9 protein-coding genes are annotated in these 16,459 nt (G+C 52.2%); 5 read left to right on the top strand and 4 right to left on the bottom strand.

Annotation, left to right across the window (positions count from 1 at the left end; all coding sequences use genetic code 11):
* Positions 1-350 precede the first annotated feature (350 nt).
* Positions 351-6,326 (top strand): ATP-binding protein, encoded by a 5,976-nt coding sequence (locus SH302x_RS10340; protein WP_479368636.1) that lies wholly within the window; start codon positions 351-353, stop codon positions 6,324-6,326.
* 151 nt (positions 6,327-6,477) lie between these two features.
* On the opposite strand, the gene SH302x_RS10335 is transcribed toward SH302x_RS10340, so the two are convergent.
* Together SH302x_RS10335 and SH302x_RS10330 are read right to left on the bottom strand one after the other, a co-directional pair.
* Positions 6,478-8,043, bottom strand: a complete 1,566-nt coding sequence (locus SH302x_RS10335) for a GTPase family protein (protein WP_479368635.1) — start codon at positions 8,041-8,043, stop codon at positions 6,478-6,480.
* Positions 8,040-9,224, bottom strand: a complete 1,185-nt coding sequence (locus SH302x_RS10330) for a YcjF family protein (protein ID WP_479368634.1) — start codon at positions 9,222-9,224, stop codon at positions 8,040-8,042. Before SH302x_RS10330 ends, SH302x_RS10335 begins: the two co-directional genes overlap by 4 nt.
* A 114-nt stretch (positions 9,225-9,338) precedes the next feature.
* Between SH302x_RS10330 and SH302x_RS10325 the strand changes: the two genes are divergently transcribed.
* Complete coding sequence (locus SH302x_RS10325) at positions 9,339-9,782, top strand: DUF2721 domain-containing protein (protein ID WP_479368633.1); 444 nt, start codon at positions 9,339-9,341, stop codon at positions 9,780-9,782.
* A 4-nt stretch (positions 9,783-9,786) separates the two neighbouring features.
* Here the strand turns inward: SH302x_RS10325 and SH302x_RS10320 are convergent, their stop codons facing one another.
* Together SH302x_RS10320 and SH302x_RS10315 are read right to left on the bottom strand one after the other, a co-directional pair.
* Positions 9,787-9,990 (bottom strand): acyl carrier protein, encoded by a 204-nt coding sequence (locus SH302x_RS10320; RefSeq protein ID WP_479368632.1) that lies wholly within the window; start codon positions 9,988-9,990, stop codon positions 9,787-9,789.
* A gap of 147 nt (positions 9,991-10,137) precedes the next feature.
* Positions 10,138-11,160, bottom strand: coding sequence for a DUF1559 family PulG-like putative transporter (locus SH302x_RS10315; RefSeq protein WP_479368631.1), 1,023 nt, complete (start codon positions 11,158-11,160; stop codon positions 10,138-10,140).
* A 459-nt stretch (positions 11,161-11,619) separates the two neighbouring features.
* Here SH302x_RS10315 and SH302x_RS10310 point away from each other — a divergent pair, with 459 nt between their 5' ends.
* The 3 genes from SH302x_RS10310 to SH302x_RS10300 are packed head-to-tail and all read left to right on the top strand — an operon-like array spanning position 11,620 to position 16,448.
* Positions 11,620-13,335 carry an outer membrane protein assembly factor BamB family protein gene (locus SH302x_RS10310; RefSeq protein ID WP_479368630.1) on the top strand — a complete coding sequence of 572 codons (1,716 nt, stop codon included), beginning with the start codon at positions 11,620-11,622 and terminating at the stop codon, positions 13,333-13,335.
* Positions 13,336-13,342: 7 nt separating this feature from the next.
* Positions 13,343-14,677, top strand: coding sequence for a replication-associated recombination protein A (locus tag SH302x_RS10305; protein ID WP_479368629.1), 1,335 nt, complete (start codon positions 13,343-13,345; stop codon positions 14,675-14,677).
* A 34-nt stretch (positions 14,678-14,711) separates the two neighbouring features.
* On the top strand, positions 14,712-16,448 hold the full coding sequence (locus SH302x_RS10300; protein ID WP_479369261.1) for a DUF6798 domain-containing protein: 1,737 nt from the start codon (positions 14,712-14,714) through the stop codon (positions 16,446-16,448).
* Positions 16,449-16,459: the final 11 nt, after the last annotated feature.

Below are 16,459 nucleotides of genomic sequence, written 5' to 3'. Positions count from 1 at the left end.
ATTTAATTGGTTAGGAACACCTGCGGATCTTCACGAATCCCTCGCGAATCGATCTGCAATAGCAACACATCAACACTTACCCATAAAACGAATCGCCTGCTTAATTCCGGTTGAAATCACCGGTACGGAAACCCCCAAAATCGATTCGATTAGGCAAGCTGATTCGGTTGGCGAAGATTTACGCGCAAAGCTTCTTGCATTTGCGGTTTTTTAGAGGCACGCAACTAAACATGGTTCATGCTTTTTAAGCCCTATCTGCAAGGGTTGTACAAGTGATACCAATTGTTCGGTATACCGCACGCTTCTTTAAGCTGTACCTTGCCCCGTAGCTTCCAACAATTCAACTCGCCATGCAAAAACCGGTGCTTCTAACCGAAGAACCTAATCTTGCTTTCTGGGGTGAAGCTGCGCTTGCATCGATCCATGCGCTTTATGATCAGTGCCAAATTGCGTTCCAGTCCAACCGCGCAATGGTGGTCAAGTGCAAAGACCGCACTTCAGAACGCGATGTTATTGCGAGGGTAGTCAGTACAAGCGAACTCTCAAAGAACTCGTTGCGTCTGCTGGAACGCGAAGCTCGCTCACGCCAAAGCTTGGTGACCGAGCATGTCTATCCGGTCTTAAGCTACGAAGTCCGTCCACAGTATCTGTACGCAATCCATGAGTCGATCCCTGCGTCCGCATCCTTGCAGGTGCTTTTGCAGCAGTCGCGTCCAACCCTGATTGAAACCGTGCGTCTTGGGATATGTATCGCCTCATCGCTGGAGCATTTGCATCGATTTGGCATACTCCATCGCGACTTGAATCCGGCTCATATCGAATGCGTTAGCAAGCTGGATTTGCATACGCCACGCGTTCGATTGTCTGGGTTTCCTGCCCTCGCTCAATATGCAGAAGTTGTCTCAATAGAATCGCCCGACTATCTTGAGCAGTCGTTCTACATGTCTCCCGAACAACTCGGAACGATCGACGCTGAAATCGGGCCAGCCGCCGACTTGTATGGACTTGGAGTCATTCTCTTTCGATCGCTCACCGGACGGCAGCCCTTTGATGTAACCAACTTACGTGACTTGCTATTCGCTCAAGTCTCGACCGAGGTGCCTGACCTTCGCGTGTTCGATCCGCAGATTCCACGCGCATTGAACGATATTGTTCAGCGATTGATGCGAAAGTCGCCGTTGGATCGCTACCAAACTGCATCTGGCTTACTGTATGACTTGAACCAAATCCAGGCAGCGCTTCAAGACGAAGTCTCATTCGACGCCATTGCGATTGGCCGCGAAGACAAGCGAACTTCGATCATTGAGCCGTACTTTATACAGCGCGGCGATGAACTTGCGCAGCTTACACGATCATTAGAACAAGCAGCCCAAGGCAACGGTCAACTGATCGATGTGCAGGGCCCCGCCGGGGCTGGAAAATCCCGCCTGCTCGGCGAACTTTCGTTGATCGCAAATGCGCGTAAACAACTGGTCTTACACGGAGAAGCGAAGGAGACAATCGATCAAGGCCCTTTTAGCATCTTCGAAGATATTGTCCAGCATGCAATCCAGGATGCGGAAACGTGCCATCGTATTAAAGAGCATTTCGCATCTTCCGCCAAACATAGCTCTGGCGTTTTAGCTTCCTTGTTTCCGATATCGTCGGCACTGTTCACGCACATTGATCCGCAACAACTGGGACCGGAAGCCTTTGGCGAAAACCGATGTATCCAGGCAATGCTAAAATTTTTGGAAGTGCTTGGTACTTCCCAGCGCCCAGTGCTAATGGTGCTGGAAAATCTTCAGTGGGCAACGCCTGTCGTGCGGCGATTGCTGCGACATTGGCATGCGTTAACTAAAACACAACGCCAGTATCTGACGATCCTCACGGCCACGCAAGATGACGCCGTATGCTCGGTTCAGCATGATATGCGATGCGAAACGATTCATTTGGACCCAATGAACGCTGACCAAACCGCGTCGCTGATCGAATCGATGACTGGCCGATTACCTCCAGAGCCGATGGAGGTGATTCAAACGCTTGCTGACGGTAATCCCTACATCGCGATCAGCGTCCTACGAGCACTTCTAGAAAACGGTGCATTGGTTCCGCATGACCGAGGTTGGATCGTGCGACAAGAGTTGCTTTCTAAGATGCATACATCGCAGGAAGTAACTCAAGTTCTCAATCAACGCATTCATCTACTGCCACCGGAGAGCCAACGTCTACTTGCATTAGGAGCTTTGATCGGTAAAGAGTTCGAGCCGCAAACGATCATCGCATTGTCAGGTATCCAAGCACAGGTTGCGCTACAACAGTTGCAAATTGTCGTGGATCGCGGCTTCCTGTGGAAGAAACGCAATTCAGATTCACTGGTCTTTGCTCACGAAGAGATTCGCCAGGTCTCTCAAGAATTGTTTTCCGAGGATGAACGCAAAGTCATCCACCTGAATCTCGCGAACTATTGGGCCAAGCACGAGCGAAGTCGCTCTGGAGAAATCGCTCACCATTACCATTTGGCCGGCGCACCTCAACTCGCGTTTCAGTTCGCATTGGACACCGCCAAACGTGCCAGAGAGCAACACTCACTAGACAGCGCCGAGAGTCTGTATCGTATCGCAGCGCAGGGCGCGGTGGATAAACCGAATCATGTGCGTTACGAAATCGCCGAAGGACTTGGCAGTACGCTGATGCTCCGTGGCAATTATATGGAAGCAGAAAAGTACTTGCGTCAAGCTTCACAGCTCGCGAGCAACAAATTTGCTGAAGCGGAGGTCTATAGTAAATTGGGCGAGTTGTCGTTCAAACGTGGTGACGCTCAGCATGCCACCGTCATGTTTGAAGATGCGCTGCAACTTCTGAACTTTCGCATTCCTAAATCAAAGCTGGCTGTAATCGCCATGCTTGTATGCGCTGGCATCCAACAACTTCTTCATACTGCTCTACCAAGCCTGTTGCTGTATCGACGGAATCGAAAGCCAACGCCTGTTGAAACTCTGGCGATGCAGCTATTCAGCAAATATGCCTATAGTTGCTGGTTCTGTCGTACCAAAATCGAATGCCTGTTAGCTCATCTCCGCGGCTTGAACATGGCCGAAAGATTACGCCCCACCAATGAACTTGCTCACGCCTACTCCGAACATGCGCCAGCCATGTGCTTGGTGCCATTGTTCGGTCGCGCAATCAAGTACTCGGAGAAATCACTTGCGCTGCGACGGCAATTGAACGATGCCTGGGGCGAAGGCCAGACTCTGACGTTCTACAGTTGCGTACTCTACTATGCGTCAAAATTCGAGGAAAGCATTGAGAAAGGGCGCGAAGCAATCCGACTACTGGAACGCACCGGCGACTATTGGCAAGTCCACGTTGCTCGATATCAGGTCGCCGCTTCGCTTTATCATCTGGGCCGCATTGACGAAGCGACTCTCGAATGTCGCAAAAACTACGAATCCGGTCTAGCACTCGGCGATGAATTCGCATCCGGAATCATCTTTGACGTCTGGGTGCGAGCCGCCAACGGTGATATCGACAGCTTTGCATTCAGCAAGGAACTTAAACGGCCACACCATAATGTGCAAAGCGTATCTCAAATCCATTTCGCAAAAGGAATGTATGAGCTTACACAAGGCCGCTTACCACAAGCCATCGAGGCATTGAAGGAATCGGCTCAGATTGCGCACCAAGCGGAAATCCATAATGGCTACACGATTCCTACCCATTCATGGCTTGCCACCGCCCACCGAAAACTAGCCTTCGAAGCCTCTCCCCACGATGCTTGGAAACGTTCACAGGAACTGAACAACGCCAAACGAGCAGCCAAGCGAGCTATTCAATTAGGACGCATCTGCAGGAATGATCTGCCTCGCGCTTGGCGAGAGCTGGCGATCATTTACGCGTCGGAACGATCCATCACCAAGTCCATGAAATGCTTGGCACGCAGCATCGCAATTGCCAAACAAATCGGCACGCAATTTGAGTTAGCAAAATCTCTTTACAGCCGCTACCAGATTCGCCAGAGCGCTGGGCTGGATGGTTATCAGAACGATCAAGCCGAAGCTCAAAAGATCTTCGCTATCTTGGATGCTTCTGGTCCACGCAAGATGTATCAAAAGGATCAAGAAACGACCAAACAGATTGCACTTGCCGATCGCTTCGACCTCGTCTTGGCCTACGGTCGTCGCATCGCCTCAGCCTTGACTGTCGAGCGGATCTACGAAGAGGTGCAAGCGGCCGCAAGTCAACTCTTGCGTTGCGAGAACTGCTTCCTAATCCATTTGCCCAGCGACGTAGACTACGACGAACATCTCCAGAAAGTAGCCGGATACGCAAGTTACTCCGTAGAAAACTTGCGCCAGGTTTTACGAACTGGGCAGACGCAGTCCTACACGGAATCGAACATTTCCGTCTCGCCACCTAATCGCAGCCAACAGACCTGCTCGACCATCTACGTTCCAATCAAAGTCCGAGAACGGTTTGTCTCCTGCCTTTACATCAGCCAACGCGGAATCAAAAACTTCTTTGGTGCCAACGATGAACATCTAGGAAACTTTATTGCTACCATCACTGGTGCAGCTCTAGAGAACGCGGAAGGCTTTCTGCGCCTCGAGAACTTGAATGCGACGTTGGAACAAAAGGTCAGCGAACGAACAGCAGCCGTTCAAGCCAAAGCCGACGAACTGACAACTTCTTACGAACGCCTGCAACGTACGGCCGACGAACTGCTTAGCGCCAAAGAAGAACTGCGAGCGGCCAAGGATATCGCGGAGGCCGCAAACGCCGCCAAAGGTCGCTTCCTGGCAACTATGAGCCATGAGATTCGAACGCCGATGAACGGCATACTCGGTATGACCGAACTAGCATTGAAAACACCGCTCAACGCTCATCAACGCCATTGCTTGTCGACCGTGCGTCAGTCGGGCGAAGCGATGATGCGTTTGTTGAATGACATTTTGGACCTGTCGAAGATCGAATCAGGTAAGATCGACTTGGAAGAGATCGATTACGAATTGGAAGAAATCATCTGTGGTGTGGCGAAACTGTTAGCGGTTCATGCCGCCAACAAACAAGTTGAGCTAATTGTCCATATCGAACCGGATGTCCCTCAACGTATCACCGGTGATCCGGTTCGACTACGACAGGTCGTTTTGAACCTGCTTGGGAACGCCATCAAGTTCACTGACACCGGGCATGTTGAATTGCGTTGCTCTGTTCTGCCAGCCGGCGATACGCGTACGTCCGAACGATTGCATATTGAAGTGATCGATACGGGCCCTGGTATTCCCGATGAGAAACGCGAGTTGATCTTCGATTCGTTTGAACAATGCGACAGCTCTACGACACGCAAGTACGGTGGCACTGGCCTGGGACTGGCCATCTCCGCTCAACTGGTCGAACTCATGCAAGGCCGACTGTGGGTTGAAAGCGAAGTGGGAGTTGGAAGCCGATTTCATACCGAAATCCCACTTCGACGGGCAGCGGTTGAAAAGGATACCTGCTCGAATGATTGGCCTACCTCTCAGGCCGCGACCATCGCGATCGTCACCGACTGCGAGGCGATCTATCACAGCTACGCGGCTGCTCTGTCTAGTACGCCACTTGTCTGTCTGCCCATGAAGAAATCCCAGCCGTCGCTGGATGACAACTTGTTTGGCAACATCGCCGCGCATGAGCTTGCAGCCGTTATCGTCGACTGTGGATTCGACAAAGCGGCGAACGCAGATTGGTTCGCCAACTGCCGAGCTTTGGCGAATCTACATCAGCGGACCATCTGTGCGATTCCAGCCAACCAAATTGGTGCTTCGGAAGAGGAATATCAAGGATTCGGCGCTTGTTTGACCAAGGCCCCGACACCCAGTGAACTGCGCATGGTTGTCTCCGAAGTGATTCATAAGTCAGCAATGAACGCTCGCCACGCAGCGGACAGCCATCAACCCGCTGATGGCCTAGCCGGACAAGTGCTTTCGCAGAAGCAACCTCTAAATATTTTGGTCGTCGATGATTCGATGATCAACCGCGAAGTCGCGATCGGTTTGCTTGAAATTTTTGGTCACCGAGCTTTAGGAGCCGCTTCGGGGCTGGAGGCCGTCGAAGCTTCCGCTCAGCAAGACTTTCATCTCGTGCTCATGGATCTAGAAATGCCAATCATGGACGGCCTGAAAGCGACCGAAACCATCCGTGCTCGCGAGCAAACCACCGGCAAACATCTGCCGATCGTCGCCATGACCGCTCACGCAATCGACGGCGTACTCAATCGCTGCCTGACCGCTGGCATGGAAGCTTGTGCAACGAAGCCTATCCAACCTGACCAGTTGGAAGAACTTCTGCGGAAGTACGCTGCGGTATGAACTTGATGTAATCGCTAAAGCGAGCGGCAGATGAATACATACCCGAAGTAGTGGGATTCGCCAGAATTCCCAAAGTAGAAATAGAGTTCTGGCGAATTCCACTACTGTCAAATAATTGCTGCCGCTCACATAACGCCGAATTCAAGACAACCTAGCGGCTAAACTTATCGAAGAACATTTGGCCTACTTGTTTAATGAGTCCCGCGAACTGACTTTTTAGCCGCGTCAGCCGCTCTTTACTCAACTGCGTATAGTACGCTTTCAGCAACGCCGTCGCTTCGCCCTCGTCAAGCTGCTCGATGATCAACGGCACAAGTTCGTCCATCACCGCGGTCACATCCGAGTACTGCTCGCCGGTATAAACGCAGGCATAATCAGCAATGTTTGCACCGAATAATTCTTTGCAATAACTTACCGCGTCATACATGCTTTGCTCTTTAGCATTTTGCGGTTCACGCCATTGATACGGCGGCTCCCACTGCCGCGTAGGACGCAGCATGTCAATGTGCGTGAGGACGGCGACAATTTTCGGCATCTTAAGATGCGATCGTTCTCGGTAGTAGTGCTGGATATCTCGCACCATCCGGACGTCAGCATCTTTGGCTGGAGTATGGGCTGCCATGACCAGCAAGATAATATCAGCCGCTTCACTAGCAATTTCCACTTCATGGCGTTGACGTTTGGAAACGTCCGCTTCGCTGTAGCCAGGGGTATCTAACAACGCAACATTGACGCCGTTAGGTGTAGTATAAGCGTAACGTTGCACTTGTCTGGTCTCAGGCAGAATGTTGGTCGCCGCCTGCTTGTTTTGCAATAACGCATTGATCAAACTTGATTTCCCAGCGTTCACTTGCCCCATCACGGCAATCACAATTTCACTGGGCTCAGCTTCATCCAGTAAATCGCGCCGACCACCGCCAGAGTGCATCGCATTAGACCACTTGCCAAAGCGATTGCGATACTCCGTTGCCCCGCCGCGTAAGCGACCGCTGAACATTTCGATCAAGTAATGTCCGACGCTGCGCAAGTACTGTTGATACAACATTTGCGCTAGTTCATTCTGAAGCTCCAAAGTGACTACGCCTGATTTACGCCATAAAGGATAAAACAGTAGCTTCGCCGGATTCGCGACAGCGGTAAGTAGAAATGCAACCTTTTGACCATTATCGATATAGCGGGCGTAATCCGATAGCTTTGCAAAGTGCCCTACGTTGATCAAGTTTCCTGCTGGCACGTTGGTGCTGGTCCACTGTTCAAGGTCTTCTGCTGCCAAGTGAATTACGGCTAGGACTTCTACGACTGTCACGCGATAAAACGCATGGTCACTATCCTTGGGATGATAATGCCGCGAGAGTCGAGCGGCAATTTCCTTCGCATCATTGACGTAACGATCCGGATCGATCAAGCCAATACGGTCAATGCTCGCTTCTTTGCGGTATCCTTCGACGATTTGTATCGCTTCGGTATCGCTTTGCGTCCAAAACTCAGGCGCTTCGAACTTGGGCAAGCTCTTAAGACTCCCATTATTCGATGGCTTCCAAATCGCGGCGACCATCCACGCTAGGCCCCATAGTACAGGCAACGCAAGGGCGATCTTGCCCAACCAACCGGTTTGAAACAAAGCGACTACCGCGACCGCAATGTAAAGTATGACCGGCGCCGTCCACAGAATGAACAAGACGATCGTGCGGAAGGTTGGTCGTGTAGATGAAATCATTCGCTGCTTAGTCCCCACAGTTTACGACCTTGCTGCAACTGTTCCGCGAAAACCTCTCGCAATTGATCCACACTGGGAACTCGACCGTTACGAATGGTCGCAAAGTACCAGTCCCACGACATCCCAAGCGCATAGGTAAAAGCAAAAGAACTTGTGGCACCGACGGCCACCCCTAGGAATGGAATGAATTTCAAGACGCCGCGCAAAGCTAGCCTCAGGGCAATCTGACCACCTACAGCGCCCGAAAGTGTCGCCCAATTCGCGGGCGTAATCTCCTGCTCGTAAATCTCCGCGATCTTGTAGGCCATATGCGTCTGGACCGCTAGCACCGCTGGGATATCGATCCAGGGAATCGGAACCGCTCCAGCCGTCGCAGCCAACGAACTGGAAGCGAGCACTTGCCACCTCGCTTTCTGCTGTCGCGTATTTTGCGAAGTCGATTTGCCTGCGTCCAGCGCTATCAACGACTGGCGATATGCATATGGCAAAGCGGACACAATCTCTTGCTTCAAACGATCGCCGCCGAAATTGGGGTCCTCAAAGTGATCGTCTGGATGCGTTAGATCGACCGGAATGAACACATCAAACAGCCCAGCAAACTGCTTCCTTTTCTCATCCAACAACACTTGAAACGTCGGCGGCAGTTCGACGGGTTGCGGATTATGTTTTGCGTCCCGCGGCTTAAATGGATCTTGGTCCGATCGAAATACAATCGACGCGTCCGCTTGATGAAGACACGTAATAATCAGCAGCACTCGTCGGTCCGGATGAGCCTGACGGATCTTACGCAATGGTTCAATGATTGGATCCAGAGCATGATCGGTTAGCCGCGTGGTGACCAGCAACACTTGAGTGGATTTCGAAAACTGATCGATATCCACTTGTGGATCATACGCCGCTTCACCTAAGCCACGCGTATCCAAAAAGCTGAGCAATGGCTCTTCGTTGGTCGGAAAATCGTATCGCCGTGAAGCTTTCGTTTCGGGGCGAAACCCGGACCCGATGATGGCATCGTCGGCACCCGTCAAATATCGTACAATCGACGTTTTACCGCTGCCAGTCTTGCCAAACAACCACAATAAAGGGATCGGGGCTTTCTCCGCCAACTGTTTGACTTCTTGACGCACCTCGTCCTGCGCCTGAGGTTTCTCTCCAAACCAGCTTCGCCAGAAATTTGCCATAGTTCGATCGTCGCGTGAAGTGGAAAGCAAGGTTAGAGACTCGATTGGGTACTCGCTTTATAGCGTATTTCCAAGTGCATCAAAGTCAGCTTTCTTCGATGAAGTCCAATAGATATGCAAATTGAATTGACGACGCCCGCATTACTTTTCTCGACCATTTCCCTGCTACTGCTAGCGTACACCAACCGCTTCTTGGGACTAGCCAGCATCATTCGCAAGCTGCATGAGGACCACAAAGCGTCCCCTCAAGAGGTCTATGTTGCACAGATCAAAAACTTAAGCTTGCGAGTTCGCTTGATCCGCGACATGCAAACTTTCGGCGTGCTCAGCCTGCTGCTGTGCACCGTTTGCATGTTTACCCTGTTCCTGGGTTGGGCTCAGGTGAGCAAATTCTTATTCGCCAGCAGCTTGGTGTTATTGATTATTTCGCTGGCAATGTCGATTATGGAGATTCGCATATCCGTCGTCGCATTGGATTTGCACTTACAGGACATGTCCAGCAATAACCAAACTCCCGAGCCGCGTTTGGCACCGGCCCCGGAAACAACGATGCGATGAACCGTTAACTCACGCCCTTTTTGTCCCGTACATAATCGATCAACTCTTGGACCGTTTCAATGTCGACAATGTCTTCATCAAAACGAATTCGAAACGACTTTTCCAGTTCAAACGTGAGTTCCGCAAGTGCAACGCTGTCCAAACCAATAAGCGCAAGCGAATCGCCGGGTCGAGGATCGACTTCAACCAGACGTTTCAGATGTTTCATTATCTCCGCTTCGATGGCATCCATGGGAAGGCATTATCAACGAATTCCGATCGCAAGCTAGGGCACTTTCCACCATAAATTTCCAGACTGGAAAATTGGGAAGATTGCGTAAGCTGCTAGGCTCGGTCGCAACTGCTATCACAACTGCTAATAGTCGCGATTCACAATCAATTCGGAACCATTGCGAGTCGACAGAGCTCGCCACGTATACAGGTCGATCGATTCGCTGAGAAACTGCGTGCGGCCATCGCAAAAGGTTACATTGATGCCGCCTCGATGGTGGCTGCGAGCAGTTACGGCGGCATAGGTTTTCGTGTCCGAAAACCGCCCTTCTTGCGCGTTGGTCCAATCGGGCAAATAATCTTTTCCATCCACTTTGCAAACTATCTTTGCATTCGGTCCGTAAACCGTCGTAAATCCGATCTGATGCACGCGCCCGTCAACCCATTCGGTATGCCCTGAGTCGTTTTTGAACTCCCCTCCCAATCCACAAATCTGATCGTCCACTGGCATTGGCAGATCTCCCGGCAACCTTGCATTGCGAAAATAGGGAGTGTAGCCAACGACCTCTGCAAACCCCAAAACATTCGCGGAACCATCCGTCAAAGCTGCCGATGACAATCCGCGTCGACCAGGGACAAATGCGCCATTGCCTCCCTGCTCTAACTCCGGATCCCAAACCAGCCACTCCCCAAGATTGACCGCATAATTCAGCGGATAATGAATTCGCTTGCCAGTGTTATCCAAACGCGGTCGATCTTTGTCGCTGGAAGGACACTGCAGCAGCGGTACGCGAAAGGCCGCAATGGGCATCGACGTCGAGTTTGCCCCGATCCGCACGGTAGAATGGTTATAGCTTTTCTCGAAATTCGAATTCAAATACAGCTCTTTCATCTCCATGAAAGGCAATAACTGAGCTTGAGCGGACCACCCGTCGCCCGAATCCAATGCTTTTCGCCATGAGCTAGGCATCACACGCTGGTGCAACTCAAAACTAGCCGTGGCTATCTGCAACTGGCGAATGTTGCTGTTGCAGCTCATCCTGCGAGCCGACTCACGCGCTTGGCTGATCGCTGGCATGATTAACCCTGCCAAGATGCCAATGATCGCGATCACCACCAATAACTCAACCAACGTGAATCCTGAAGTCGGCTTCTTCATACTACTCATTAATGTCAGTCCATACTTTCCTTATTGATATCAAATCTCAATATCGATAGATTAACTCGATCGATCTTTTCGACAAGGCCCGTTGTGAAATCCCATCTTCTTAGCAAAACGTACTCGACGCGCCACTAGGTAGCGGAGCTCGCTAAAGCCCCTCTGGCAACATTTCACACTGCCGAACTTTATGGCTATCAGATTCGCGAGCCTCTGAGGCGTGGGGTTAACCAAAACGTTGCCGAATCGCTCTTCGAAGGCCTGTAACCGGGTCGCTTCTCTTGATCCGGCCTCCGCGATCTCCAGACGTACCTGAAGTGGATCTTGCCCAAGTGCCACTACGCAAGATCCACTGCAAAGGCTTCTCGACTTAGTCTCGCTTGGCTTAGCATTAGATTGGAATGGAAAAGTTTGCTATAACAGCAGTCGAACCGTTGATTTGGACCTTGATTCCGAGCACTGCTCCTGATGTCGCAACCTTCAAACGCTCCGCCGTTGCCCCCTGCTCGCCGCTCTATCTTTGGGCGCATGTGGCACTATTCAGGGCTGGTGACTGCCGTAGTCCTCTTCGCATTGGCGGCCGTTATCGGCAATGCAGTCTACCAACGCGATCATGCCGGCGGTAACGCCGTTTTTGCGATAGGTGCCCTGTTCGCGTTCGGCTCGTTGTACCTGTGGCTGGTGCTGCACCGCGGTATTCCGCTGGTTGGACGAACTGTGATTGCAACCTTACCGCTAGTGGCAATTGGGCTGGTGGCTGCTCTGTTTCGCTTTGAAGGCGTTTCAGGCGAATTAGTCCCTCAGTTTCGCACGCGTTGGACGCCTCAGCAGCCTTCCGTGTCGTCGGCGTTGGCCTCCGTAGATTCGGCAAATACCAACAGCCCTGCCACCGATGATGCTTCGCCCGCTGCGTCGACAAGTCCTGTGGCCAGCGCTGCCTTGCCGCAGGTGGGGAGCGAGTTCTACGACTATCGATCGGTGCAATTTTTAGGCAACGACCGCAATGGCATCAGCCAGGATGTCGCGTTAGTGACCGATTGGACGAAAGAACGGCCGCAAGAAATATGGCGAGTTCCGATTGGTAGCGGCTGGGCAAGTTTTGCAATCCAATCAGGAATTGCAGTCACGCTGGAGCAAGCTATCGATGGCAAGCATGAAAACGTCTTAGCACTGCGGTTATCCGATGGCCAGCCGCTTTGGTTAGCTCAATTGTCTGGTTCGCATTATCGCATCGAAGGCGGTGCGGGACCGCGTTCGACTCCTTGCATCAGCGAATCGACCGTGTTTGTGAACACTTCCGCTGGCAAACTGGCGGCAATCGAGCTAGCAACCGGACGCATTCAGTGGCAGATCGATTTGCTGCAAGAAGCGGGGATTGACCAAGCGGCATTTGAAAAGGAAGTCAGTTGGGGACGCAGCGGTTCGCCTTTAGTAGTCGATGATTTAGTGATCGCACCGATGGGCGGTAATATGGCTTCTGAAAAAGCCGCTACGCTGATCGCTGTCGACAAGAACTCTGGCGAAGTGCGATGGAAATCAGGCAAGAAGCAAGTCAGCTACGCGTCGCCGCAACGCATGACCATCGCGGACGTCGACCAGATCGTTTACGTCGATGAAAAAACGGTCGCAGGCTACGACATTGTTTCTGGCGATCGATTGTGGGAGCATCCTTGGGAAAGCCATAGCAATGCGGATGCGAGCGTTTCCCAAGCGGCGGCGATCAACGACCACGAGATCTTCCTGAGCAAAGGTTACTTCAAAGGCTGTGCACGATTGACACTAACTCGTGACGGCGACCAATGGAATTTAACTGAGGCATGGAGTTCCGATAAATCGCTCAAGACCAAATTCACATCAGCGATCATCCGAAACGATTACGCTTATGGATTGAACGATGGTCGTCTCGAATGCGTCGATTTAGTCAGCGGCCAACGCGAATGGATCAAAGGTCGCTATGGTCACGGCCAAGTGTTGCTGTGTGGCGATACGTTAGTGATCTCCAGCGAGGACGGCGAATTGGTTTTAGTGGCCGCCGAACCCCAACAGTTTCGGGAGCTGGCAAAGCTGGCAGTCTTGGATGGCGTGACATGGAACATCCCGACGCTAGCCGGCGATTTATTGCTAATGCGAAATGCCAAGCAAGCGGTCTGTTTACGATTACCAGTTCGTTCGGATTCCAAATGAGCGGCAGATGGATCTGTTTCAAGAACTAGAATCGAAAAACCTCCAAGCCAGCGAGCCACTAGCCAGCCGCATGCGTCCACGCAACCTGGACGAAATGATCGGCCAGCAGCACATACTTGGCCCCGGCAAGTTGCTGCGGCGGTTGGTGCAAGCCAATCGATTGGGCTCGGTGTTGCTCTATGGCCCGCCGGGAACTGGGAAAACGACGCTTGCTCGCATTCTAGCGAAAGAGACCGATGGCGAGTTTCGATCGCTGAGCGCCGTGTCGGCGACCGTCAAGGACGTGCGTGAAGTGCTTGCTTGGGCCGCTGATGAGCTGTCTGCCACGGGCAAACGCCCTGTCTTGTTCCTTGATGAGATCCATCGCTTCAACCGTGGACAACAAGACGCACTGCTGCCCGATGTGGAAGCGGGGGTCATCACGTTGATCGGTGCGACGACCAGCAATCCTTTCTTTGCCATCAACGATGCGTTGCTTAGTCGATCGCAGATGTTCGAGCTACAGTCGTTGCAAGCAGACGATATCGCAATCATCTTGTCGCGGGCGTTGAGCGATCGTGAGCGCGGTCTGGGAGCTCGGCAATTGACGATTGAGCCGTCCGCTTTGCAGTTTTTAGCCAGTGTCGTGGAAGGCGATGCTCGACGCGCACTGGGTGCTTTGGAGATCGCTGCGTTATCGTTGCCGGCGAACACAAAGGTCATCGATGAAGCGACAATCCAAGAATCGATCCAACGCAAGGTTATTCGTTTTGATCGCACTGGCGATGAACACTACGACTTGGCGAGCGCTCTGATCAAAAGCATTCGCGGCTCCGACGTTGATGCAGCACTGTACTGGCTAGCTTGTGCGTTAGAAAGTGGCGAAGAGGTTCGCTTTTTATGCCGTCGACTAGTGATCTTGGCCTCGGAAGATATCGGGAATGCGGACCCTCAAGCCTTAATGGTCGCGGTCGCAGCGATGCAAGCTTGCGAGTTCATTGGATTGCCGGAAGCTCAACTAACCTTGTCCCAATGCGTGATCTATCTTGCGCTGGCTCCCAAAAGCAATTCAGCGACAACAGGGATTTCAGCAGCTCGCAAAGAAGTCCGCGAAGGCAAATTGCAGGCAGTCCCCAAACATCTGCGAGATTCTCATTACGCAGGGGCCAAACAAACAGGAATTGGGGCTGAATATAAGTATGCGCATGATTACGATGGAGGGGTTGCCGACCAGAAGTATATGGACCGCGACCTCAGGTTGTATCATCCCACGGACCGGGGGTTGGAGGCGGAACTGGCGAAACGATTACAACAAATCCGCGTACAATTGGGACGCGAATCCACAGATCCCGAGCATGAGTGACACTTGAAAGACGGCAGGCGAAACATTGAGATCGGTGCGAGGCGGTTTGTTATGGTTAGATGTCATCGTCACGATGGGCGTCCTTTTGATCTATGGCGGGACGTATTGCCCTGACGTCAATGAATCCCATTACATGACCAAGGCGAAAAACTTTTGGGATCCCACTTTCTGTCCAGGTGATTTGTTTCTCGAATCTGGTGACGCGCATTGGTTCTTCTTTGCAACTTTCGGAGTAGCCACCAAGTTCACTTCGTTGGCCATTGCCACATGGATTGGCCGACTGGTCTGCTGGTTCAGTTTGGCGTGTGGTTGGTGTAAGCTGGCTGACACGCTGGCACCGATTCGCATGATGGGGACTGCGTCGATCCTGCTATTCTTAGCAGCGATCCATTGGGGACATTTGTCCGGCGAGTGGGTGGTGGGTGGTTGTGAAGCCAAATGCATGGCTTACGCATTCGCGTTCATGGCGTTGGCTGCCGCAGTGCGATCGAATTGGCCATGGGTTTGGATACATTTCGGCATTGCGTGCGCTTTCCACGTCATCACCGGCGGTTGGATCGGGCTTGCTTTGTTAGCCGCCGTTGTTTCGCGCCGATTGCTGGAAGCATGCTGGCCTGACGTCGGTAGGTGCTTACGCAGCTCCCTTTCCATTCGCTCGCCAAATATCGGCCCATCGTCCGAGACTGCGATGGCCCAAGAGCTCGGATCTTCGCGAGCGATGTCGCTTGCAGCCGCAGCGATTGCCATTGTCTTCTTCTTAGTTGGCTTGCTGCCTGCGCTGGCCATGAATGCGGACGCCGATGCGGCCACTGCAGAAAAAGGGGCAATGATTTATGTCTTCGCACGTTTGCCACACCACTTGCGAGTGTACGGATTCTCTAACCAGCGTTGGTGGCAGCATGCAGGACTCGTGGCAGCCACACTCGCGGTAGCCGGCGTCACAGGGTGGATTTTTCGGATGACACGCTCCGACAACCGCGTTCAGGCACAATCCCCAACGGAAGCGTCTCAATCCTGGAGCCCCGATTACGCTTTGCTGCTGCTTACCTGCGTGTTTGGCGTGGTGTTTGCGATCATCGGAGCGATCATCGATGTGTCGTTGAAGGGGTGGGCGATCAACTGGTCCGCCAATCTGCTGCGATATTATTGGTTCCGCTGGAACGATGTGGCGTGGCCTGTTGCGATCTGCACGCTGACACTTGCCAGCATTTATCGATTAAGGCAAATCAGCTATGAAACGCCTTGGAAACTAACGGCAGAAGTTTTCTGCTGGTCGGTCCTGTTATTGCCAGGGTCTTGGCTGGTGTTTCAAAAGATGGCCGAACTGAATCGACATCAGATTCCGCCGGCGGATTACCAGTCGCTGATTTTTGCCAATACGAGTGCTCCGCGAGCGAAATCCACGCTACAAGACTGGCAGGATGTGTGTTACTGGATAAAGACCGCTACACCGTCGGACTCCTTGTGGTTAACGCCACGCAATCAGCAGACGTTTAAATGGTATGCCCAGCGTGCAGAGGTAGTTTGTTGGAAAGATTCGCCACAGAACGCTCGCGACTTGATTGAATGGCATCGTCGAACCAAATTGGTATTTGCGCGAGACCCGCGCGGTGGACCGAAAGCGATGAACCAAGTGCGAGCGATCGATTTGAGTCGTGAGTTCAAGTTCGATTACATTTTGCTGGACCGCCGCAGCGACCCTAGCCCCCTAGCACTTCCTATTCTATTTGAAAACGATACCTACGCAGTGTTCCAAATGCTGCGGATGTGAATGAGGCGATT

Source organism: Njordella calcicola, from assembly GCF_056494125.1.
The sequence above is the reverse complement of the archived record's forward strand: the minus strand, read 5'-3'. Positions and strand labels throughout refer to the sequence as shown.

What these genes read in the sequence shown, in the direction of transcription:
- SH302x_RS10330 (WP_479368634.1), bottom strand. Translation starts at nt 9,224, where the DNA reads ATGGCAAATTTCTGGCGAAGCTGGTTTGGAGAGAAACCTCAGGCGCAG.
- SH302x_RS10315 (WP_479368631.1), bottom strand. Translation starts at nt 11,160, where the DNA reads ATGAGTAGTATGAAGAAGCCGACTTCAGGATTCACGTTGGTTGAGTTA.
- SH302x_RS10325 (WP_479368633.1), top strand. Translation starts at nt 9,339, where the DNA reads ATGCAAATTGAATTGACGACGCCCGCATTACTTTTCTCGACCATTTCC.
- SH302x_RS10335 (WP_479368635.1), bottom strand. Translation starts at nt 8,043, where the DNA reads ATGATTTCATCTACACGACCAACCTTCCGCACGATCGTCTTGTTCATT.
- SH302x_RS10305 (WP_479368629.1), top strand. Translation starts at nt 13,343, where the DNA reads ATGGATCTGTTTCAAGAACTAGAATCGAAAAACCTCCAAGCCAGCGAG.
- SH302x_RS10320 (WP_479368632.1), bottom strand. Translation starts at nt 9,990, where the DNA reads ATGAAACATCTGAAACGTCTGGTTGAAGTCGATCCTCGACCCGGCGAT.
- SH302x_RS10310 (WP_479368630.1), top strand. Translation starts at nt 11,620, where the DNA reads ATGTCGCAACCTTCAAACGCTCCGCCGTTGCCCCCTGCTCGCCGCTCT.
- SH302x_RS10340 (WP_479368636.1), top strand. Translation starts at nt 351, where the DNA reads ATGCAAAAACCGGTGCTTCTAACCGAAGAACCTAATCTTGCTTTCTGG.